Raw genomic sequence first — 21,658 nt, forward strand, 5'->3', positions numbered from 1 at the left:
AAAGACCTAATTCCCATTATCCTGAAATATTTAATCATATACCCTTCATTCCTTCTACAACCTATAGAGAGCATCAATATAGATGCAAAATTCTTTGAAGCTGTTCTACCTACTGATATACCACTATTATACTTTTTTTCACTTACTTCTCTGTTAACATTATGTTACAAAAGCTCTAGTTTTCTATTACAAAAAGATTAATATCTGTAATCGTTATCAATATATAATAAAAAATTTCCTTTATAACGAACTGACATTAGGTATCATTCACTAAATAGCGCAAATGATTGCCAGCCCATTTTACCTCATTTATATATTTTATACTAGCTAAAATAAATGGCAAGATTAATCATCGCATCGTTACGATTACAATCGTACGATTTGTCATTTAGTAATAAAATCTGCCAAAAGACCTACCACCTTTATCTACATTCACTTTCTACCCATGCCACATTGACTGCTGTCAAAGTAAAAAGAAGCATCCGCACGCCAGTTATTGGCAATGTGCCGTACATGCTTCTTTCACAATTTGTAACTTTCTTTTGTCAGTAAAAAGAGAATATAATCGACCTTGCATTCTATTCTCTATACTCCATTCCGTTTGCCATGCCTTTGTTAAAAAAAACAGTTAAACTCATTCTTTCACCTTTACAGGATAAAAATAACCAGTAGCCATTTCTTTTATTTTCTGTTCATTTTCAAGTGTGTAACTAATAATAAAGCAGGTTGCAGGACCTGAAGAAGTAAGTAAGTCTAATTCACAAGTGATATCAGTTAGGGCAAAGACACGATTCTTAAATAATTGGTTTAACTCAGCTAATATCCCTTTAGAGCCAACAGGCATGACTGTCACTTTTTCCATATTGGCGAGTTTTGAACATAGCGCTAGCGGAGCTATATGTAGAGCATCATTAATGACGGCTTCTCCTACTAACGGTCTACCGATAACTGCTATCCGATTATCTTCTTTAAACTCTATCGCATGAATATCTTTACTCGCATGTATTTTCCCCATAACAGATACAGCTGTTGCAGATTGCTTCAACTCAAAGTTACTTTCTGTACTTCCTGTTATAGATAATTCGGTTAGGCCTAGTTCCAGCAAGCCCTTTTCAATTCCTGTTATTAATGATCGCCACACTTGATCTCCAGAAAAATTCTGCAAAATTATCGCTAACGGCGTTGCACCTATAGCTATACATTCCATCATCGACACCCTTAAAGCATAATAAGCGACATCCTCATAAGAAACTTTAATTAAATCCTCATGCTTTAATCCAATACCACCGCTATTATCACTTGCTATGACAAGTGATTCTTCCTTGTTAAATGGAATCACCAGTACATCTCTCATTTGGTATTTTCCATGGATGTTTTTACCGGTTGTATGATTTTGACCAATCTTGGAATGAGGATAAGAGCTATAGCTACGTTAAAAATAGAACCAAGTAAAAGCGAAGGAACGAGTGCCAAATAAAACGCTTCCCCCATAATAAAAAGAAATGGAAGTGGGGCTGCAAACGAGTTTCCAAGCACAAAGAGAATAGAAGCAATCCATCTATGTCCATTGCGGTAAAATAATGCAAATATATAACTTAGAATGGCCATCTCCATCGCTACTACCAAATGAAAGGGCCCCATTGGCAACCCACCTAATAGTGCTGACAATAAATGACCTGTCCCTCCAACGATTGCACCAGCCGGACCTCCTAGTAAGGCACTAGCGAGTAGCGCAGGAAATGAATCTAGTGCCACACTAGTGACAATCCCAGCTGGAATCTTAATTGCTGCACCAATCACCGATAGGGCAACAAAAACACTTAGCCATGTTATTTTAATTCCTTTCAAAAGACCCATCACTTATTCCCCTTTTCTTTTACCTCCACGGAACACTTTCGCACTACGTACATATTCTACATCCGGATTCCCTAAGCGAAAGTTGATGACGCGGGCTAATGCAAAAAAGTAATCAGATAAGCGATTTAAAAACATAACAGCTACATCCGGAACAGTATCATCTGTTTTCTTAAGTGATACGACTAATCTTTCTGCTCTTCTTGTGACGGTTCTTGCTATGTGAATAGAAGCAGATGCCTTGGCACCTCCTGGCAAGATGAAACGTTCTAATTCTGGTGCTTCTGCAATAAACACATCAATTCTCTCTTCTAAATAATCAATTGACTCTTGTTTTAGCTTCAGTTCACGTGTCTTTGTTACGTTTGCTAAGTCTCCACCACAGTCAAAAAGTTCATGTTGTATCTTCTCTAAATCATCCAAGACGTCTGCGAATTTTGCTTGATCCAACTCAGTTACAGCCTGACCGACAAAACAATTGACTTCATCAACTGTACCATAGGCTTCAACACGTATATCGTCCTTTTCTACTCTGCCGCCAATAATGCTCGTTTTTCCTTTGTCTCCTGTTCTCGTATAAATTCTCATCTAATCGCCCACTCCCTTATTTAATTTTCTGTGCTATACCATACCAAATAATATCCATTTGCGTTGCCTGTTTTGCCATTTTTTGATACACTCGTCCGCAAACATCCCGTAAAAGTCGATCTTTCTCATCTACTGGTACAATGCCCTTTGTTATATCCGTACCAATTAAGATGACTTTGCGTGTACGTTTGCTGTTTTCCCATGCTGCAAAATCAACGAGGAATTGCTGTACTCTTTGTTGTATCTCCTCTTCTCGACTGTAAGTTAATACATCCTTTACCCAATATTCTATTCCTTCCCATACAATTACACCATCAATATCTGTAAAATTTTCTACTTCAGGTGGTGCCGAACTACGGTAGGCGGAATACCAGAAATGGCTTGCTCGGTGAATACCATATTGTTTTTCTACCCATTCTCCCTTTCCGTTATAGGCTCCTCCTGTAACAAAGTGCATATAATCTCTCCCCCTTTCAATTTAACATCGATTTGATAGCCTCCACTATAAGGAATCTTCCAGTCCCAAAAAGCTTTTGTATTTTTTACTTTCGTATGTAAGATATGGCGGATCACTCCACCGTGCGTGACAATCGCCATTGTTGAAATTGCTTTCTCCAACGCTTCTGCTACTAATGAGTCCCAGGCGTGATCAAGTCGTTGACTAAATTCACTATAACTTTCTCCATCAGGAGGTGATAAGGTTTGCCAATGATTTAACCACTTTCGATATGGTTGATGATTCTTTAATTGCTCATACGTACAGCCTTCCCATTCACCGAAGTTAAGTTCTCTCAAATCACTCATCAAGACAAGCGGTTCATTAGGGAATAATTTCTTACTCGTTTCAATACATCTACCTAAATCACTTGTTACAATGATATCGCAAGGGGGTACTATCGGGACGATAGCTTTCGCCGAAACAAGCGGAGAATCACTCCACCCTAGATAAGCTTTCCTCCTATTGGCCTCTGTCATCCCATGACGAAATAATGTGATAACCAAAGAACCATCCATAAACTCCATTCCACTCCTTCCACACATGCACCAATGACATCGCCTGTTGTGCCCCCAAACCAACCTACGCTTTTTTGTTTCATAATCATAAACAAACATAATGAAATGATTAACATGCAAGTAAATCCGAATATAAGGGAAGGAAAAAAGAAGAACAGCCATATTGCAACTAGTAAAATATATACACCATACATCACAACACTTCTCAAAGTAGCTGCATCCTGAAACATTTTACCTAACCCGCTATTTTTAGCTGTCTTCACCTTCACTAGCATCATGCCCATGACCATACGACTAAAAAAAGGAATACAAGCAATAAAAAAGAAAACAGATGTGCTTTCAAACTTAATAGCAATTTCATAAATAAAAAATAGTTTTGTACTTAATAAGAGAATGACCGATAGCACACCAAAAGCACCAACTCTTGGATCCTTCATCACTTCTAATCGCTTTTGTCGATCACCATAGGAAAAGTATGCATCACTTGCATCCATCCAACCGTCTAAATGAATCCCTCCAGTGACAACGATTAATGTCACCCAAAGAAAAATGGCAGCTGCTAATGGCGAAAAAGGAGAAATCATTAATAACAAATAAAATATAAGCGCATAGATGACACCTTGTATGATACCTAACAATGGAAACGTTTTAATCGCGCCATTTAAATGCTTATTATCCATCGGTAATTGGAGAGGAATCGGAATGGCAGTGAAGAATTGCAAATTAATTAATAATCCTTTTAGCCATATTTTCATGAGGTGTGATCCTCTATACCGATGATTTCTTTAAGAAGATCAAAGTCAATATTTGATTTAAAGTGTGCTGCTAGTTCTGCATACTTTTTGTCCTTCTTGTTACTGATATAAACCGGGTCTTTTAAAGGCAAACCTTTATCTACGCGAATCTGATTTAACCAATGTGCACGCCATTCATCGTGATGAAAAACATGATGCATATATGTACCAATAACCTTGCCACCTTTACTTGTATATCCACCATAATGGCCATCCGCTTTTTTCAGAAAATAATGCCTATCATGATTCTCTACTACTGTTTCGCCTAAATGGATTTCATATCCTTTTAAAGATTGTACAAATGAGCCTTTTAACTTGGGGTGAAGCGTTCCTTCCACTTGAATGGTTGTTTTTTCAGTGATAAAAGTGGTGTCAGCTGGAATTACCCCGAGTCCATTTATCTCCTTCCCTTCAATTCCCGTATCCGCACCATAAGGGTCGGCTAATCGCCTACCTAACATTTGAAAACCACCGCAAATTCCGATGACTCTGCCGCCATTTTCTATATAATCCTTTAACCATTTATCGAGCTTTCTATCACAGAAATATTGCCAATCATGAATCGTGCTTTTCGTTCCTGGTAAAATGACAGCATCGGGCATGCCCATTTCATCACTTTGATTAACCCAGCGGAAAGATACATCATCTTCATATAAAAACGGGTCCATATCGGTAAAATTTGAAAGATACGGTGGTTGCAATATAGCAATATCTATTGGGTTATCCTTTTTAGAAACTTGTATAGATAAGGAATCCTCTGCATCGATCATATGATGATGTAAATATGGCATCACACCGATAACTGGAATACCACAGTGATCTTCTATCCACTTCTTACCGTCCGCAAATAGAGACAGATCTCCTCTAAATTTATTAATAATAATCGCTTTCACTCGATTTCTTTCGTTTTCTTCTAGTAATGATAACGTCCCAACGATACTCGCAAACACGCCTCCTCGATCGATATCAGCTACTAACAACACAGGCACATCTGCCATTTCAGCCACTTTCATATTGACTAGCTCACGATCTTTTAAATTAATTTCTACAGGAGAGCCTGCACCCTCCATCACAATCACATCATAAGTGTTTTCTAGTCTATTAAGTGCTATCGTAATCGCCTCTAGCCCCTTTTCATAGAAAGATGCTCTATAGTCCCGACCAGACTGAACGGTCTCAGCTTTCCCAAACAAAACGACTTCAGAAGTCGAGTCTGATGTTGGTTTTAAGAGAATTGGATTCATATAGACGGTTGCCTCTATTTTCGCAGCTTCTGCTTGTATACCTTGTGCCCGCCCAATTTCTTTGCCATCTTTCGTTACATAAGAATTATTAGACATATTTTGTGATTTAAACGGAGCAACACGCACACCCTCTTCTACTAAGGCTCGGCATATAGCTGTGGCAATCATACTTTTCCCCACATCAGAGGCTGTTCCAACGACCATTAAGCCTTTCATATTCTTCTCCTCCTTTCATCTGAATGAGACAGCCAGCATCTACTAGATAAGCTTCATCTGCAAGTGCCACGATTTTTTGATGGAGTCGTCCTAGCATCTTTCCATACACAAGTACAAGTGGTTCATCACTTATCACATCATGGAATATTTCGTTACTTACGAGAATTAACGTATCGACTTTACTCGAAAGTTCTTTTATTCCTTGGACAAGATTTTTAAAAATTTGTTGTTGAAATTCGTAATCAGACCAGCGATTTTCATAAAAAAACTCATTATTAAGCAGAGTTGTTAGGCAATCTAGAAGAATAATATCGTTTGAAGAGTAGTGGGTAGCTAGTTGGTGAACGTTTCTTGGTTGTTCCCATATCATCCACTTCTTACCACTCTCTTGCCTATGCTTTTGATGATGCTTAATGCGCAACACCATTTCTTTATCGCTTGGTTGAGCTGTCGCGATGTAATGTAATTGCTTCCCATGGTAGTGAGCCCTATCAATTGCCAACTTCTCAGCAAGCTGACTCTTACCACTTCTTACTCCTCCGCTTATAAAGATGATTTGCGCCATCGCTTTAATGCCTCCATCAATCGAATGTTTTCAGCCGGTGATTTTATTGCTAGTCTAAGCCAATTTCCTTCCAATCCGGGGAAGTTGTATGTATGCCTTGGAATCAGTCCCTTTTCTAATAAAAAAAGAAAAAGGCTCTCGCTTTCTTTGGAAAATGAATCTTTTAGTAAGTAAAAATTGGTAGATGAATCTGAATGTAGGTAATCATTACGTGTTAAAAAAGAAAAGATTTTCTTCCGTTCTACCTTCATCAACTCACGTGTTTTCTTCTGAAAGTTATTATCCTCAATACACAGTAACCCTATTTCCTGCGCCACACTATTGACACTCCAATGCGGTTGTATTGCCCTTAAGTCAGTTATAAATTGTTCATTCGCGAGCACATACCCTAAGCGAATCCCAGGAATGGCAAACATTTTAGTCATAGAGCGAATAATAACTAATTGATCGTATTGCAGTAATAACGGTGAGATCGCTTCATACTCATCCACAAAATCATAAAAAGCTTCATCGACAATGAGGTAAACACCTAGACATTCTGCGGCTTCAATCAAACGTTTGATTGAATCTTTCGAGAAGTATTTACCCGTCGGATTATTCGGGTTCGTCAAAAAAACTACATCAATCTCCTTAAAAGTAGCTATCAAACCTTCTATATCTAAATGCCAGTTCTTATTTAAGAAGAAATAGGTGATTTCACACGCATTCGCTCGGCAAGCTGTCTCATATTCGGAAAAAGCAGGTTGGACAATCATTACACGCTTTCTCGCAAATAATTGCCCAATCATTGAGATGATTTCGGCTCCACCGTTGGCAATGAGAACATTTTCTTTTGGAAGTAATGTGGTTTTACTGATACGCTCTGTTAATCTTGTGGCAAACGGATCGGGGTATTCGTATAATGATGAAAGTAAGCTTGACCATTGCCTTTTTACAGCTTGTGGAGGCCCTAATGGGTTAATATTCGCGCTAAAGTCAATTGTTTTTGCGGGCATATCTAACTTTAATACTTCGTATAAATATTGTGGATTCGCACCATGCTTAGGCCATTGCAATCAAAACACCCCCTAGCCATAAGATAAAGAGATACAGTGGAATGGTCTTAGTAATAATAGTATTCGCCTCTACAATATGATTCCTTGATAATGGCATATTGGATTCCCCCATCGTGGCACGATAAGAAACATGCCCTTCATATGTATTTTTACCACCTAACTGAACGCCTAATAAATAAGCCACAGCTGCTTCTCCCCAGCCACTATTGGGGCTTGGATGTTTTTTCGCATCGCTCATCACTAATTGAAAACTCTCTTTCCTTTGTATAAATCTCGGCTTATTCACGAGAAGCATACAAAATGCTGTCAGTCTACTCGGCACCCAGTTCACCACATCATCAAGCTTTGCAGACGCCCAGCCAAAATCAATGTATTTCTCATTTTTATAACCGACCATTGAGTCACAAGTGTTAATAGCGCGATAAACTAAGGCAAATGGTGCACCACCAATTAATGCAAAGAACAACGGGGCAGTAATCCCATCACTTGTATTTTCTGCTACTGTTTCAACTGTTCCCCTAACAATCTCCGCTTCATCTAGCTCGTCTGTATCCCTACCAACAATATATGAAAGCTTTTGCCTTGCCTCACTTAATTGTTCCTTCTTTAAAGGCTCGTACACTTCTATTGCCGCTTCCTTTAAACTTTTTTGGGCGATGGTAGTTGCGATTAACACCGCCTCAAATAATATTCCCACGATAGGGTGGACCGCATAGGCAATCACCACAATACTTATCGATATAACTAATACAATCAATAAGACGGTTGTTAACATAGCTACACCTTTCCATTTTCTATGCTCCCCTATATTCCATTTCTTCCTTAAAAATCCTATTAAAGAACCCATCCACTTTACAGGATGCGGCCATTGCGGCGGGTCACCTATGAATCGGTCAATGACCACTGCTACTGTTAATGCGATTAAATGTTCAATCATCATCTGTTTCCTTTTTTCTTTTACGACTCTTGTGAATCGCTTTTTGTGTACATTCGTAAATACCTTTTCCAATTATTTTTCCTAGGGGTGTAACTGTTCCAGCGAAATCTATTTTCTCTCCGCTTTGTGTTGCAGCAACTAAGATACTATCCGTAGATGTGCCCGTGGCAACTGTCCCGGTTTCTTTGTCTCGTACTTCTAAATCCATTAATACTTTTGCTTTCGCTTCAGTTGCCGTCATCATTGCTTGAATAAATGCCTCTTCAGAAAGATGACCATTGACAAATATCCAACTATTTATAGTGCCTGGGGTTACTACCTCTTTATGTTTGCTCGCCATCGAAGCATCGACAGCGTTTCCTACACCTGCTGTGACCACGATCAACACAGAGAACAGATCCATTTCGTAAAATTCGTAGATCACATCATCCGTATACACCGCTGTCATCATCCCAACCGTTTCCGAAGGCTCAAACCCTTTTTCTATAAGAAAATCTACCATCTCCTCATAAAAATCATCACAGTTATAACTTTTATCAACATGACGATTAACAAATGTTTGATACCAGCCAATGCCAGAACCAACAACGCCTGATGACATTACCCTTAGAGGTTGGGCAGACTGAAGTGTAATATATTCTTCATTCACCATTAATATAGCCGGTGTAATAATTTCTTCATTTTGCCATTTCTCCTCAGGTATTAGGACTACTTGAGGTGCTGGTACTTTCGGGTGTCCGTGCTTCTTCACTTCAGTCTCATAGACTTCTATAATACGTGCTTCTTGCAATACTTCATTAGGTTTATCATTAGAGACTATTTTTCCATCATTTAATAAAACGATTTGATCACAATATAAACCGGCTAAATTTAAATCGTGAAAAATGGATAGGACCGTTAAACCCTTTTTCTCAGTCCACTCTTTTAACATATCTAGCAATTCTTTTTGATAAGATAAGTCTAAATGATTGGTTGGCTCATCAAGTAATAATATTTCTGGTTCTTGTGCGAGACTTTGTGCCAAAAACACACGTTGTCTCTCTCCACCTGATAGCTCAGTAATATTCTTATGTGCAAAATGCTGTACACCTGTTTGTTTCATCGATTGTTGCACAACTTCTTCATCATCTTCAGACCATGTTTGGAACCAACCACTTTGATGAGCATAGCGGCCAAGCGATACAATTTCCTTTACTGTATAAGAAAAACTATGTTCGGCATGTTGAGGTAGGACAGCAACGATTTTCGCTATTTCCTTCGTGTTATAATTTTGTACTGGTTGATCTTTTAAATAAACTTCACCAGATGTGACCGGTATAAGACCACTTAGCATCTTTAAAACCGTCGATTTGCCGCTCCCATTCGGTCCAAGTATGCCAAATAACTGTCCTTTCTCTACTTCAAAGGAAACATCATGAATGACCTGCTTGCCTCCATAACCACCGTTAATTTGTCGTAAGCTATACATCATCACATTATCCTCTGCCTTCCGCTCTTCTTTTAATTAGAATGATAGCAAAAACTGGTGCACCAATTAACGCAGTAATGACACCAATAGGTAACTCAGTAGGTGAAATGATTGTTCTTGCAAATAAATCAGCAAGTATTAAAAACCCAGCACCTGTCATCATCGATAAAGGAAGCAAGTGTCTATGGTCTGGTCCCCATAGCAATCTGGTTAGATGCGGAATGACTAAGCCGACAAATCCGATTGTACCTGACACTGCTACAGCGGCACCTGTTAAAATCGATCCGGCAATTAAGACCATCATCTTACGTTTCTGTACATTTACCCCGATATGACGAGCTCTTTCTTCGCCGAATGACATCGCATTTAATTCCTTGCTATTGGCAATGAGCATCGCAGACCCAATGATAAAGAAAGGAAGGATGATTTGAACATAGTCCCAACCTCTCATCGATACGCTTCCTAACAACCACCCAATAATCTGTCTCAGTTCATCCCCCGTTAAAGCAATCATTAAGGAAATAAATGCACCTAGAAAAGAACTGAAGATAATACCGGTTAAAATGATTGTCTCTACTCTCATGCCACGATCAATTTGTCGCGCAAAGAAAAGGACAACAATTATCGTTAGAAAAGCTGTTGTAATACTAAATAACGGTAAAGTAAAGGTGCCTACAAACGGAATGGATAAACCGAGAAAGATCGTTAATACAGCACCAACAGAAGCTCCTGAAGACACCCCCAATGTATAAGGGTCGGCTAAAGGGTTCCTTAATAAACCTTGAAAGGCAGCACCTGCAATTGCAAGTGATGCCCCGACAAAGCCCGCCAATACTACTCTAGGCAAGCGAATATTCATAACAATATTACTATGCATTGGATTAACATCATTACTTATCGGTAAACGTAAGATTTCCGCTCCAATGATATTGAATATATCTAACGGTAGCACTGAAACAGTGCCTATAGAAATCCCCATCATCATTGCTACACATAAGAAAACGAACGCACAGAGATAAGCAACACCTCTATTATTTAAATACTTCTGGGTAAATCGCTTTTGCAAGCTCCTCTACTCCTTCTACAAGTCTAGGACCTGTACGAGTTACCTTATCAGAGTGCACATCATAGACTTGCTTCTCTTTAACGGCTGTTACATCTTGCCAACCTTCTCGACTTAAAAGGGTTTCTACCGCATTTTCCGTATAATACCCGTATGTAGTGATAATCACATCAGGATTCTTTTCGATGACAGCTTCCTCGTCAATTTGTGGCCAACCTTCTTCTTCAATTACATTTTCCGCTTGGATCAAATTGAGCATATCATCTATAAATGTTTTTTGACCGGCAGTATATAAAGAAGGAGCTGCAGAGATTTCAACAAAGACAGATTTTTTCTCTTCAACAGACTTTGCTTTTTCTTCGATTTCTGCCAAACGGGTTTTCATTCCCTCAACTGTTTGACTTGCTTCTTCTGTTGCTCCTGTTGCTTTACCAATCATTTCAATGGAGTCATATACTTCTTTAAAATTCTGTGCATCATTGACAATAAGAACAGGAATACCAGCATCTCTTAATTGATCTAAGCCTTCAGTACTATTATGCGCTCCTGAATTATGTGCTAATACAACATCTGGATTTAAAGCAATAATTGCTTCTACATTAAATTCTTGTCCACCGATCTTTTCAATATCAGCCACTTCTTCTGGATAATTATCAAAATCAGATACACCGACTACCTTCTCACCTAACCCTAATTCGAAAGCGATTTCAGTATTACTCGGGATTAACGAAACAATCGCTTCTGGTTCCTCTTCAATCACCACTTCTTGATCCGCAGCATCCGTTAATGTTACAGGAAAAGCGCTAGTTTCAGTACTCTCTTCAACCTTCTCTTCTCCATCTTTCTTCGGCTCAGCTGTGTCATTCCCACATCCAGCAAGAATACCTGCTGATAGTAAAATCGAGACTAAAAATAAATACCATTTCTTCATGATTGACCCTCCTTAAAATATAAAACATCCCCAGTAGTAGGAGATGTTTGGAAGGAATAATCACGACAAAGAAGCCTTACCAAACACCCCCTATCCTCGTAGGTTACAGTGTTTATGGAAGATAGGCAGGTTTCCTGGCTTATGGTTTATAATCAAAGGCTCCTCCTATAGAACCTATATAGCAGTTGTCTTTGTTTATTAACCAGTTACAGTGGCGGGACCGCATTGGTTTTACACCAATTTCCCCTATTAAGTCAAAAATTGACACCTATTTCCTTAAATCTACAATTTTCTGTCGATTTTATTATACCTTATCATATTTTGTGGTGCATTATTATTTTTATGAATCAGTTACTTGCCATTCTTTCAGTTTTTTATCAAAAACCAATCTCGCGTCTGGCGTGGCTTCCTTCCTCATTGCTTCGAACTCATCATACATATCATCCATATTAGCGAAATCTCCAACTGTCCAGAGCGGTATATTAATTTTTGTACGTGTCTGCTCACTCTGTTCAAAAGAAATCACCAGGCCTTCCTTCATTAAATTTCTTAATGCCCTTAACGCGCCTTCTGGAACTTGTGGATATGTTTTTTTCTTTTTTAGGCCTAATAAAGATTTTTCTACTTTTAAATGCTCCATCTTCATAGCAGCAACGTCGCCAAGCATTTTGTAAAAGTCCTGCCAGTCTCGGTAATAGACCTTATTTAACCAACCATCATCATGCGCTAAATAACAATAACGATTGCTTAAATGGTTATAGAAAGGTTTCTTTAAATGCTCCTTTACATGACTAAGATATAGGAGCTCAGCAATTGCTTGAGCGGGCAATTCATTTAACGATTCTTCCTCCTCGAAATCTATCCAGCAAAAATCACCATAACTATAAACATCTTCGTTTATGAGTGCTGGCAGGTCTTCATGAGCCACCCAATCAAACATGGTATGTACATTCAGTTCCCCATTATCATACTGGTGCTTCACTAATAGAAGATGCCCAGTCCTGTTCTGTAATGATTGCATAAACTCAGAAAATTCAATTCCATAAGAAATAACGGACTGGTCCTTTTCGTTTAATAAGATATAGATGAGATCTCGAACACTATGATTTTTCTTTCGCAATTTAGAAACCTCCGAACTGAAAATAGAAAGACGAAGAGCAAATTCAATAGTACCACCTTAGTTATTACCCTCATACCACACACTATTTCGTTTTACTGCAATAATTTATACTAACTACATGTCAATCATAAACAACCGATACAATGCTTCATTTCATCCATTTCATTTTAGCAAAGATAAGGAAATACGATTATTAAAAAAACATTACAAAATAACTATTTCAATTCCTGAATTTTGTTCATACCCTAAAAAAGCCTTTTTGTATCAAACCAATGATAACATTCCACTTCTAACACATACTATGAAAATAACTAATGGATTAGCATACAATCTTAACTTTTAAACCATATATTACTTTAAAAAAATCATGATTTTCCCAGTTAAAGAATGGTAAGATAAGCATGTAATCTCCGTTTACAATTTAAGGGATATCCTCGGTTGAAAGGACTTGAGCTTTATGATTCAGACGATGACAGAAAACCAAATCGCTTTATTGATCATCAAAGCATTAAAGGATAATAAACAAAAAGAATTTAACAGGATTTTAGATGAACTGCAACCGTATGATATTGCTCAAGCTTATGATCATCTGCCTGAAAAGCATAAAAAACGTTTCTTATTATTTATGACTGCTGACCGCCTTGCCCAGTTGCTAGAGGAATTGAATAAAGACATGCAGCTAGAGGTTTTAAATAAATTAGAAAATGAGAAAACAGGAAAAGTCTTGGATTTAATGGATAATGACGACCTCGCCCTTTTACTTCATGATATGTCAGCTGAGAAAATAGAAGGTCTCCTTGCCGGTATGAAACAAAGTGAATCTCGCATCATTCAGAATATGATGACCTATCCACCAGAAACTGCCGGGCGCTTAATGACTAACCGTTTTGTATGGATTCGTGATTATTACACAGTCCGAGAAGCAGTAGAAAAGTTAAAATCCTTTGCAGAATATGCTGAAACGATTAATTATTTATACGTGATTGATCAAGACAGAAAATTAGTTGGGGTTGTCTCTCACCGTGACTTACTAATCGCAGAGCCTCTCGAGGTCATCCAAGACATTATGTATGAACGGGTCATCTCAGCTGCAGTGACGACAGACCAAGAAGAAGTTGCAAACATGGTCTTAAAATATGATTTCCTTGCTATTCCAATTGTGAATGAAGAAAATGTGCTAATGGGTATTGCCACTGTTGATGACTTGATGGATGTTGTGGTCCAAGAAGCGAATGAAGATATTGAAAAGCTATCCGCTTCCGGTAAGGCAATTGACTTTGATACGAAAGCTTTCGTCGCCGCTTATCGAAGGTTACCGTGGCTCATTCTTTTATTATTCATCGGCATTATTTCAGGCAGTATCATAAGCGGGTATGAGGCTACTTTATCGCAAGTCGTAGCCCTCGCCTTTTTCATGCCCATGATTTCTGGTATGACAGGTAACACAGGTACGCAATCATTAGCTGTAGTTGTCCGAGGACTTGTATCCAATAATTTAAATAAAAAAGTGGTTACGAAACTGATCCTTAGGGAGTTAGGGGTAGGTGTGATTATTGGTGTCACTTGTGGTATTTTAATCGCACTGATTGCATTTTTTTGGCAAGGAAATATTTATTTAGGCTTAGTAGTCGGAGTTTCCCTACTTCTAACTTTAATTATCGGGACACTTTCGGGAGCCACTATCCCTTTATTGTTATACAAATTCGGGATAGATCCAGCCATAGCTTCCGGGCCTCTTATCACAACATTAAATGACATTTTCTCACTTGTTACGTATTTTGGTATTGCCACAATGTTTATTTCCTACTTAACTTAACATTACTTTTTTATTTTATATTGTAAATAAGGAAACTCTTTTTCAATTCTGTACGTCTATATATACGTTTAAACATATTCCCTTGCAGAAGATTCCTAATGGTTTTTTTCTGTTCGTAGCATGACCTTAATGTATAAAATAAAGATAGGTGTTTATATATGGATCGTATACAAAAAAAGAATGATCGCTTTGATTGGACATTAGCCCTAATATTATTTTTGTTCTGCATCATTAGTTGCACTGCTATTTATAGCGGGCAAACAACAGCACAGTATCCAGATAACTTCGTGCTACAACAAATAATCTTTTATAGTATAGGTATGATTGTGATCGCAGCCATTATGTACTTTGATTCTGATCAGATAAAGCGAATGACCTGGATCTTATTCGGTATTGGCACAATACTTCAAGCAGGACTTTTTATCGCACCAGAGTCCCTTGCCTATGAAGTAAAAGGTGCAAAGCTCTGGTACAACGGTCTGCCAGGACCTTCTTTGCAGCCATCCGAGTTCTTTAAAATATTTCTTATCCTCGCACTAAGTAAAGTGATTGTAGATCATTATGCAAAATACACCATGAAAACGGTAAAAAATGACCTTATACTGTTTATTAAACTTGGGCTCGTTACTTGTGTTCCGCTAGGACTAATCATTTTAGAAGATTTGGGTACGGCGCTCGTTATTATCGCTATTTTCACGGGGATTCTACTTGTGTCCGGTATTACTTGGAAAATTATCCTCCCTGTTTACGGAACGGTTGCAGCTGTAGGTGGAACCATCATCTATTACATTATTTGGGCTCCTGAAACATTATTAAAGTATCTATCAGTGGATAACTACCAATTAATGCGGATTTATGCTTGGTTAGATCCGTATACACATAAACAAGGAGCTGGCTTACAACTGTACAATTCTCTTCATGCTATCGGCTCGGGAGAATTGGGTGGTAAAGGTTTTTATGAGAGACAAGTTTATATCCCCGATGTTCACACAGACTTTATTTTCAGTGTCATTGGTGAAGAATACGGCTTTATTGGAGCAAGTGTCGTGATATGCTTATATTTTATACTTATTTTCCACTTAACGAAAATTGCCTTATCAGTCAATGACCCATTTAATACTTATGTCTGCGTGGGCGTTATTAGTTATATTACGTTCCATGTATTTCAAAATATCGGGATGACCATTCAAGTATTACCGATTACAGGTATTCCTCTTCCTTTTATTAGTTATGGGGGTAGTTCCTTAATCGGCAATATGATGGCTATGGGGCTTATTTTTAGCATTAGATTTCACCAAAAGAGTTATATGTTCCAAGACAGCTCTAAATATTATCGTGCATCTTAAGGTTGCTTTTTTAAAAATCTAGCGTATAATAATGGAAAATCAAACGGAAATTCAGTGACGAAGAGAGTAGATGTAGGTGAATTCTAAAGCGAAGCAGGGATGGTGAGAGCCTGCGAGAAAAGCCACATTGAAGCGCACTTCGATAGAAGCATGGCAGAATCCAAGTAGGTCATGTCGGTTGTTCGCCCCGTTACAGGCAAGTAGTAAAGGGGTTCGTTACGAACAATTAGAGTGGTACCGCGGGTTTAAGGCTCGTCTCTCAAATTATGAGAGACGGGCTTTTTTATGTTTTCTATATTTTTTGGAGGTGAAAAAGGTGATAGATATGAAAAAGACAATCAGTTCAAGTATTCAAGTTGCAATAGATAATGCCTTAAGTGAAGGTGAGATTCGTCGCTTGTTAGAAACGCCTAAAACATCCGAACATGGCGACCTCTCCTTCCCATGTTTTGCACTAGCAAAGATTTATAAAGAAAACCCAAATCTATTAGCAAAAGACTTAACAGGAAAACTAACTCATGAATGGATAGATCATGTTGAAGCTGTTGGGCCATATGTAAATATATTTTTTAATAAAAAAGCAATCAGTCAACTCATTATTCAAGCCGTACTACATCAAGGAGAGAATTACGGACAATCAGGAAGCGGTAAAGGTAAAACAATCGTATTAGACTACTCTAGCCCAAATATCGCCAAACCATTCTCAATGGGGCATCTTCGTTCGACAGTCATTGGTCATTCCCTTGCACTTATAGCAGAAAAGCATGGATATGATACAGTTAAGATTAATCATTTAGGCGACTGGGGCACACAATTTGGCAAACTCATTACTGCCTATAAGCATTGGGGAAGTGAAGCTTTAATTAAGAAGGAGCCAATTAAGGAATTACTCCAATTATACGTAAAATTTCACGAGAAAGCTGAGGAACATCCCCACTTGCATGAAGAAGCAAGAGCTTGGTTCAGAAAACTTGAACTTGATGATGCGGAGGCAAAGCAACTTTGGTCTTGGTTTAGAGACGAATCTTTAAAAGAATTCGAGAAAACCTATCAACTGCTCGGTGTCTCTTTTGACTCTAATCATGGGGAGGCCTTTTATAACAATCAAATGAACGCGATTGTCGATACACTGCAACAATCTGACTTGCTATGCACCTCTGATGGAGCAGAAATCGTACCCTTATCAGATGAAAATCTACCTCCTTGCTTAATTAAGAAATCAGATGGAGCGACTCTATATGCTACACGCGATATTACGGCGGCCATTTATCGTAAACAAACATACCAATTTGATGAGGCTCTCTATATCGTTGGTCCAGAGCAGTCCATCCACTTCCAACAAGTCAAAGCCGTATTATCTAAAATGGGGCATTCCTGGGCGACACATATCCATCACATCCCATTTGGGTTGTATTTACAAGAAGGTAAGAAGATGTCGACAAGAAAAGGTCGTGTCATATTATTGGAGGAAGTACTACAAGATGCCATACAATTAGCTTCAGAAAATATTGAACAAAAAAATCCTCATCTAAAGAACAAAGATGAGGTAGCTAAAGCTGTTGGTGTAGGAGCAATTATTTTTCATGATTTAAAGAATGAACGAATGAAACAAATAGAATTTTCTTTAGAAGACATGTTAACATTCGAAGGGGAAACCGGTCCGTATGTACAGTATACACAAGCTAGAGCGCAATCTATTTTACACAAAAGTCAGCAAAAGACTGATAAAATAGAAGGTTTATCAAGTGAATACGCTTGGCAAGTAGCTAAACTTTTATCCCTTTATCCAGATAAGCTCGTTCTTGCCCATGAAAAATCAGCACCGTCCATCATTGCCAAATATTTAATTAGTCTAGCGCAAAGCTTTAACAAATACTACGCTAACGAAAAAATACTTCATAAAGATGAACATTTATCTTCGAGACTCGGTCTTGTCAAAGCAGTAACAATCATCTTAACTGACGGTCTGCATTTACTTGGTATGAAGGCACCTCAGGAGATGTAATTTCACCTTGTACACCAGCTCCCTCTATAGCCAATTGGGAGCTATTTGATTGAATGAAGCAAAAGTACACAGTTTGTGACCACCAAAAATAGTGCGGCTACAATATGTAGCCTATTGAAAAATGCGATCTATCAGGAAAGAGCTGAAAACAGGCTTACTTCGTCATATTTCTTATTCACACTAAACCAAAGCCTACCCTGTATGTCCCTGTTTAAGAGTACCCTTTTTCTTCTCGCCAATGAGCAATATGTCTTTTCCCTAGAACAGTGAAAAAGTAGAGAAGATAAAGGACAACGATGATTAATCCCAAAATATTTTGTTCAAATGCCTTAAGTGCCACACTCAAAATCGTCGTTAAGTATAGAAATGCTAGTAATGTAGTAATTTCTTTGTTTTCAAAAACATCGGTTGATCTAGCTCCGAATTGAGAACCTAGTAGCCCACCAGCAAGTAAGAATATTCCCATAAAATAATTAATTTCTACAGTGAATGCGTAGGATAAGAAACCTGCTAAAACAATAAATAGGACTGCAAATAAGCTCGTTCCTACCGCCTTCTTAGGTAACATACCTAGAAAGGCGATCGACATTGGTACAATAATAAACCCTCCACCTACACCTAAAGAAGTGGAGACAAACCCTGCAAACAAGCCGATTAAGACCATTTTTACTATGGAAGGTTGAACTAACCCGCTCACTCCTTGCTGCGTATTTTTCTTCTTAAACATTTGAACAGAAAAGAAAGAAAGCAACACAATATACATAACAGGAATCGCCCATTCATCTAACTGATGAGCATCTAAAAAGACAACAAAAGGATGGGCAATTTGGGTAGCAATGATCCCACTCACCCCTAAAATAATCCCTGCTTTCCAATTAATATTTTTTAATTTTATATGACCGATAATCCCAGAAGATGAACTCCCAATTGTAAATAACAAACTTGTCGCAATTGCCTCAATAGGGGCAAGTCCAATGAGCATTAATAATGGTGTTAATATAAACCCTCCACCGATGCCAAAAAAACCTGACAACACACTGATTAAGGCACCTAGTAGAAAAAACAATATCAATTCCACAATTCCATCACCTTTCTATGCAAACAACCATCCCCATCATACCCCATAGTAATGAAAAGAAAAAGTGCACATATAATTTCTAAAGGACAAACCATGTAATCTTAAAAAGGGGTTTTCATATATGCAAGAAATTTTACATTTACTTAAAGAATGGTTATTGGAATATGGTGTGTTTGGACTGTTTTTCGTTTCGTTCGCTGACTCTTCTTTCTTCCCCATTCCCCCTGATTTACTTTTGATTCCAATGGGACTAGCAGATAGTGAGCACGTGTATTGGTACGCTTTTCTCACTACTTTCGCTTCTGTTGTCGGTGCAATCTTTGGCTGGTATATCGGCTTACGAGTTGGCAGGCCTGTCCTACGAGCACTTTTTAAAGAGCAACAAATTATGAAAGTAGAACTTTACTTTAAAAAACTTGGTCCATTGGCCATTCTGATATCTGCCTTTACACCATTACCGTTTAAAATATTTACGATTTTATCTGGTATCTCAAAAATGAATATACAGACCGTTGTATTATGGGCGACGATTGGAAGGGGCGCAAGGTTTTATTTTGAAGCTTTTCTCATCCATCAATTAGGCAATAAAGCTGTACCTTTCATAAAAGACCACTTTACAACTTTGACCATTTATATGGCTATATTCATTATTATTCTCTTCATTACAACACACTATATCAAAAATAGATTAAATTAATTCCTTAATTATAATTATTATAATTAAGTATTGATTTTAATTTTAAATCAGTTATAATGTAATTAAGATAAAACATTCTTGAGGAGATGACTAAATAATGATTACATTAGATACGAAATTAAACGCTGCCCTGAATACACAAGTTGCTAACTGGAGCCTACTTTATACGAAGTTACATCGCTATCACTGGTATGTAACAGGTCCACACTTTTTTACACTACATGAAAAATTTGAAGAGTTATATAATGAGGCAGCTGAGGTAGTCGATGAAATAGCTGAACGCATTCTTACAATCGGTGGCAAACCAGTTGCGTCAATGAAAGAATATCTTGAGGTAGCTACACTAAAAGAAAACCTTGATGAAAAATCAGCAGAGAAAATGGTTGAGAACTTGATCAGTGATTATCAACAGTTACGTGCTGAATTAAAAGAGATTACGAAGCTAGCGGATGAAGAAGAGGAACCAGCAGTTGAAGATTATGCAGTTGGCTTAATCAATTCTTTAGACAAACATATTTGGATGCTTAATGCCTATCTAGGCTAAGTACAATAGAAATAAAAAAAGAAGCGAGCGAAATAGACTAATAGTTTTTCAGTCTATTCGCAATCGCTTCTTTTTTATTTAGCTGTTCCCCCGTATAATAAACATAAGACAATCAACGACTGTTAAATTAAAGGAGGCAACAAATGTTCAACAATGTCATTCAATCAGAAGAAGAATTAGAAACTCTATTCACTCCCCCAAGTAAAGCAGCTGCTAATAAGGTCATATCTATAATCGATGAACATTGCAAAGACTTTCTTGCTCGTTCACCGTTTCTTTTTTTTAGCAACAACGAATAAAGACGGGCAATGTGACAACTCGCCACGTGGAGATTACCCTGGGTTCGTACAAGTGTTAGATGAGAAGCATCTAGTTATACCTGATAGACCGGGTAACAGGAGATTAGACAGTATGCACAACATCTTAAGCAACCCACAAGTTGGTCTATTATTTATCATTCCTGGTCTAAATGAAACATTAAGAATTAATGGAAAAGCTTCGATTATTCAAGATGAAGACATCCTAGCTAAAATGGCCGATAAAGGAAAGGCACCGCTCTTAGGGATCGCTGTTGAAGTTGAAGAATGTTTCCTCCATTGCGCTAACTCATTTAACCGAGCGGGAATTTGGAAGCCTGAAACTTGGCTCGCAAAAGAGTCCCTTCCTTCACCCGCGAAAATGTTCGCTGCACATATTGCTACAAATGTCATAGAAAAAGTATAAATCCCTATGACTTACAATTGTTTTAATAGGCTTATAGGTTCCTTCTAAAAGATCTTTTAGAAGGAATCTCATTACGGCTACAACCCAAGTGTAGATTTACAATTTCAACTTCATCCCCTCATGCGTTGCTTTAAACCCTATTTTCTCATAAAAATGTTTCGCCTGAGATCGTTGCTTATCTGTTGTTAATTGTACAAGCCGCGCTCCTTTTTCTTTCGCTCTAACTATGGCCTCTTTTATAAGGGCTTCACCAAAACCTTTTCCTCTACATTCACTTGCTATGCGGACACCTTCAATGATTGCTCTCCAGGATCCACGATAGGTTAAATAAGGGATATAGGTCAATTGACAAACACCGACAACCTTCTCATCCCATTCTGCTACTATTAATTCATTATGTTTATCTTTGCTAATCGCTTCAAACGCCTGCTCATATGCCTGATGCAGGGGGATGGACACATCTTCTCTACCTGTTCCTAACATATCATCTGCTAATAATTGAACAATTCTTTCTAAATCCTCTCTTTTTGCCTCTCGAAAGATAATCATACCAACACCTCCTCTCTTATCTTACTTCCCTCATCATCGCTTTAAAAGAAT

The 21,658-nt window shown here is 38.0% G+C and carries 21 protein-coding genes, 1 pseudogene, 1 riboswitch and 1 other annotated feature; of the genes and pseudogenes, 6 read left to right on the top strand and 16 right to left on the bottom strand.

The window, feature by feature from the left end:
• Window positions 1–634: 634 nt before the first annotated feature.
• From MKX29_RS06320 to MKX29_RS06385, 14 genes are all read right to left on the bottom strand, one after another.
• Window positions 635–1,354, bottom strand: a complete 720-nt coding sequence (locus MKX29_RS06320; RefSeq protein ID WP_341104677.1) for an ATP-binding protein — start codon at window positions 1,352–1,354, stop codon at window positions 635–637.
• Complete coding sequence (locus MKX29_RS06325; RefSeq protein WP_341104678.1) at window positions 1,351–1,857, bottom strand: ECF transporter S component; 507 nt, start codon at window positions 1,855–1,857, stop codon at window positions 1,351–1,353. The genes MKX29_RS06320 and MKX29_RS06325 overlap by 4 nt, the downstream gene beginning before the upstream one ends.
• 3 nt (window positions 1,858–1,860) lie before the next feature.
• Window positions 1,861–2,442 carry a cob(I)yrinic acid a,c-diamide adenosyltransferase gene (locus MKX29_RS06330; protein ID WP_095370838.1) on the bottom strand — a complete coding sequence of 194 codons (582 nt, stop codon included), beginning with the start codon at window positions 2,440–2,442 and terminating at the stop codon, window positions 1,861–1,863.
• Window positions 2,443–2,458: 16 nt separating this feature from the next.
• A complete protein-coding gene (locus MKX29_RS06335; RefSeq protein WP_224938137.1) occupies window positions 2,459–2,899 on the bottom strand; it encodes a bifunctional adenosylcobinamide kinase/adenosylcobinamide-phosphate guanylyltransferase in 441 nt (146 codons plus the stop codon).
• The gene (locus tag MKX29_RS06340) at window positions 2,851–3,456 is read right to left on the bottom strand and encodes a histidine phosphatase family protein (RefSeq protein ID WP_224938138.1); all 606 of its coding nucleotides are present in this window, start codon (window positions 3,454–3,456) and stop codon (window positions 2,851–2,853) included. Before MKX29_RS06340 ends, MKX29_RS06335 begins: the two co-directional genes overlap by 49 nt.
• Complete coding sequence (gene cobS, locus MKX29_RS06345; RefSeq protein WP_341104679.1) at window positions 3,414–4,211, bottom strand: adenosylcobinamide-GDP ribazoletransferase; 798 nt, start codon at window positions 4,209–4,211, stop codon at window positions 3,414–3,416. The genes MKX29_RS06340 and cobS overlap by 43 nt, the downstream gene beginning before the upstream one ends.
• Entirely contained in the window at window positions 4,208–5,710 is a 1,503-nt protein-coding gene (locus MKX29_RS06350) for a cobyric acid synthase (protein WP_341104680.1), read from the bottom strand. The genes cobS and MKX29_RS06350 overlap by 4 nt, the downstream gene beginning before the upstream one ends.
• A complete protein-coding gene (locus MKX29_RS06355) occupies window positions 5,676–6,275 on the bottom strand; it encodes a bifunctional adenosylcobinamide kinase/adenosylcobinamide-phosphate guanylyltransferase (RefSeq protein WP_341104681.1) in 600 nt (199 codons plus the stop codon). The genes MKX29_RS06350 and MKX29_RS06355 overlap by 35 nt, the downstream gene beginning before the upstream one ends.
• Window positions 6,254–7,330, bottom strand: coding sequence for a threonine-phosphate decarboxylase CobD (cobD, locus tag MKX29_RS06360; protein WP_341104682.1), 1,077 nt, complete (start codon window positions 7,328–7,330; stop codon window positions 6,254–6,256). The genes MKX29_RS06355 and cobD overlap by 22 nt, the downstream gene beginning before the upstream one ends.
• Entirely contained in the window at window positions 7,317–8,270 is a 954-nt protein-coding gene (gene cbiB / locus MKX29_RS06365; protein WP_341104683.1) for an adenosylcobinamide-phosphate synthase CbiB, read from the bottom strand. Before cbiB ends, cobD begins: the two co-directional genes overlap by 14 nt.
• A complete protein-coding gene (locus MKX29_RS06370; protein ID WP_341104684.1) occupies window positions 8,260–9,735 on the bottom strand; it encodes a heme ABC transporter ATP-binding protein in 1,476 nt (491 codons plus the stop codon). The genes cbiB and MKX29_RS06370 overlap by 11 nt, the downstream gene beginning before the upstream one ends.
• A gap of 7 nt (window positions 9,736–9,742) precedes the next feature.
• Window positions 9,743–10,801, bottom strand: coding sequence for a FecCD family ABC transporter permease (locus MKX29_RS06375; protein ID WP_224938145.1), 1,059 nt, complete (start codon window positions 10,799–10,801; stop codon window positions 9,743–9,745).
• Entirely contained in the window at window positions 10,767–11,729 is a 963-nt protein-coding gene (locus MKX29_RS06380; protein ID WP_341104685.1) for an ABC transporter substrate-binding protein, read from the bottom strand. Before MKX29_RS06380 ends, MKX29_RS06375 begins: the two co-directional genes overlap by 35 nt.
• Window positions 11,730–11,836: 107 nt before the next feature.
• A riboswitch (cobalamin riboswitch) is annotated at window positions 11,837–12,016 on the bottom strand.
• Window positions 12,017–12,069: 53 nt separating this feature from the next.
• Entirely contained in the window at window positions 12,070–12,849 is a 780-nt protein-coding gene (locus tag MKX29_RS06385; protein WP_224938147.1) for a hypothetical protein, read from the bottom strand.
• Window positions 12,850–13,306: 457 nt separating this feature from the next.
• On the opposite strand from MKX29_RS06385, the gene mgtE reads away from it, so the two are divergent.
• From mgtE to argS, 3 genes are all read left to right on the top strand, one after another.
• Window positions 13,307–14,665, top strand: a complete 1,359-nt coding sequence (gene mgtE, locus MKX29_RS06390) for a magnesium transporter (RefSeq protein ID WP_251162946.1) — start codon at window positions 13,307–13,309, stop codon at window positions 14,663–14,665.
• A gap of 158 nt (window positions 14,666–14,823) precedes the next feature.
• Complete coding sequence (locus tag MKX29_RS06395; RefSeq protein WP_224938149.1) at window positions 14,824–16,011, top strand: FtsW/RodA/SpoVE family cell cycle protein; 1,188 nt, start codon at window positions 14,824–14,826, stop codon at window positions 16,009–16,011.
• 45 nt (window positions 16,012–16,056) lie between these two features.
• Window positions 16,057–16,274: a binding site (T-box leader), on the top strand.
• A 56-nt stretch (window positions 16,275–16,330) separates the two neighbouring features.
• A complete protein-coding gene (gene argS / locus MKX29_RS06400) occupies window positions 16,331–18,016 on the top strand; it encodes an arginine--tRNA ligase (protein ID WP_373370950.1) in 1,686 nt (561 codons plus the stop codon).
• 211 nt (window positions 18,017–18,227) lie between these two features.
• Here argS and MKX29_RS06405 read toward each other — a convergent pair whose 3' ends face one another.
• A complete protein-coding gene (locus MKX29_RS06405; RefSeq protein WP_251162947.1) occupies window positions 18,228–19,094 on the bottom strand; it encodes a sulfite exporter TauE/SafE family protein in 867 nt (288 codons plus the stop codon).
• 121 nt (window positions 19,095–19,215) lie between these two features.
• On the opposite strand from MKX29_RS06405, the gene MKX29_RS06410 reads away from it, so the two are divergent.
• From MKX29_RS06410 to MKX29_RS06420, 3 genes and pseudogenes are all read left to right on the top strand, one after another.
• Entirely contained in the window at window positions 19,216–19,791 is a 576-nt protein-coding gene (locus MKX29_RS06410; protein WP_251162948.1) for a YqaA family protein, read from the top strand.
• Between the two features lie 97 nt (window positions 19,792–19,888).
• Complete coding sequence (locus tag MKX29_RS06415; protein WP_224938152.1) at window positions 19,889–20,335, top strand: Dps family protein; 447 nt, start codon at window positions 19,889–19,891, stop codon at window positions 20,333–20,335.
• Window positions 20,336–20,478: 143 nt separating this feature from the next.
• Window positions 20,479–21,058: pseudogene (locus tag MKX29_RS06420) on the top strand (pyridoxamine 5'-phosphate oxidase family protein).
• Window positions 21,059–21,154: 96 nt separating this feature from the next.
• Here MKX29_RS06420 and MKX29_RS06425 read toward each other — a convergent pair.
• On the bottom strand, window positions 21,155–21,607 hold the full coding sequence (locus MKX29_RS06425) for a GNAT family N-acetyltransferase (RefSeq protein WP_224938154.1): 453 nt from the start codon (window positions 21,605–21,607) through the stop codon (window positions 21,155–21,157).
• Window positions 21,608–21,658: the final 51 nt, after the last annotated feature.

This window comes from Cytobacillus sp. FSL R7-0696 (assembly GCF_038006865.1).
GTDB lineage: Bacteria > Bacillota > Bacilli > Bacillales > Cytobacillaceae > Cytobacillus > Cytobacillus kochii.

Excerpts from the sequence above, each read along its gene's own strand:
- MKX29_RS06320 (WP_341104677.1), bottom strand. The coding sequence starts at position 1,354 with ATGAGAGATGTACTGGTGATTCCATTTAACAAGGAAGAATCACTTGTC.
- MKX29_RS06325 (WP_341104678.1), bottom strand. The coding sequence starts at position 1,857 with ATGGGTCTTTTGAAAGGAATTAAAATAACATGGCTAAGTGTTTTTGTT.
- MKX29_RS06330 (WP_095370838.1), bottom strand. The coding sequence starts at position 2,442 with ATGAGAATTTATACGAGAACAGGAGACAAAGGAAAAACGAGCATTATT.
- MKX29_RS06335 (WP_224938137.1), bottom strand. The coding sequence starts at position 2,899 with ATGCACTTTGTTACAGGAGGAGCCTATAACGGAAAGGGAGAATGGGTA.
- MKX29_RS06340 (WP_224938138.1), bottom strand. The coding sequence starts at position 3,456 with ATGGATGGTTCTTTGGTTATCACATTATTTCGTCATGGGATGACAGAG.
- cobS (WP_341104679.1), bottom strand. The coding sequence starts at position 4,211 with ATGAAAATATGGCTAAAAGGATTATTAATTAATTTGCAATTCTTCACT.
- MKX29_RS06350 (WP_341104680.1), bottom strand. The coding sequence starts at position 5,710 with ATGAAAGGCTTAATGGTCGTTGGAACAGCCTCTGATGTGGGGAAAAGT.
- MKX29_RS06355 (WP_341104681.1), bottom strand. The coding sequence starts at position 6,275 with ATGGCGCAAATCATCTTTATAAGCGGAGGAGTAAGAAGTGGTAAGAGT.
- cbiB (WP_341104683.1), bottom strand. The coding sequence starts at position 8,270 with ATGATGATTGAACATTTAATCGCATTAACAGTAGCAGTGGTCATTGAC.
- MKX29_RS06370 (WP_341104684.1), bottom strand. The coding sequence starts at position 9,735 with ATGTATAGCTTACGACAAATTAACGGTGGTTATGGAGGCAAGCAGGTC.
- MKX29_RS06380 (WP_341104685.1), bottom strand. The coding sequence starts at position 11,729 with ATGAAGAAATGGTATTTATTTTTAGTCTCGATTTTACTATCAGCAGGT.
- mgtE (WP_251162946.1), top strand. The coding sequence starts at position 13,307 with ATGATTCAGACGATGACAGAAAACCAAATCGCTTTATTGATCATCAAA.
- MKX29_RS06395 (WP_224938149.1), top strand. The coding sequence starts at position 14,824 with ATGGATCGTATACAAAAAAAGAATGATCGCTTTGATTGGACATTAGCC.
- MKX29_RS06410 (WP_251162948.1), top strand. The coding sequence starts at position 19,216 with ATGCAAGAAATTTTACATTTACTTAAAGAATGGTTATTGGAATATGGT.
- MKX29_RS06415 (WP_224938152.1), top strand. The coding sequence starts at position 19,889 with ATGATTACATTAGATACGAAATTAAACGCTGCCCTGAATACACAAGTT.
- MKX29_RS06425 (WP_224938154.1), bottom strand. The coding sequence starts at position 21,607 with ATGATTATCTTTCGAGAGGCAAAAAGAGAGGATTTAGAAAGAATTGTT.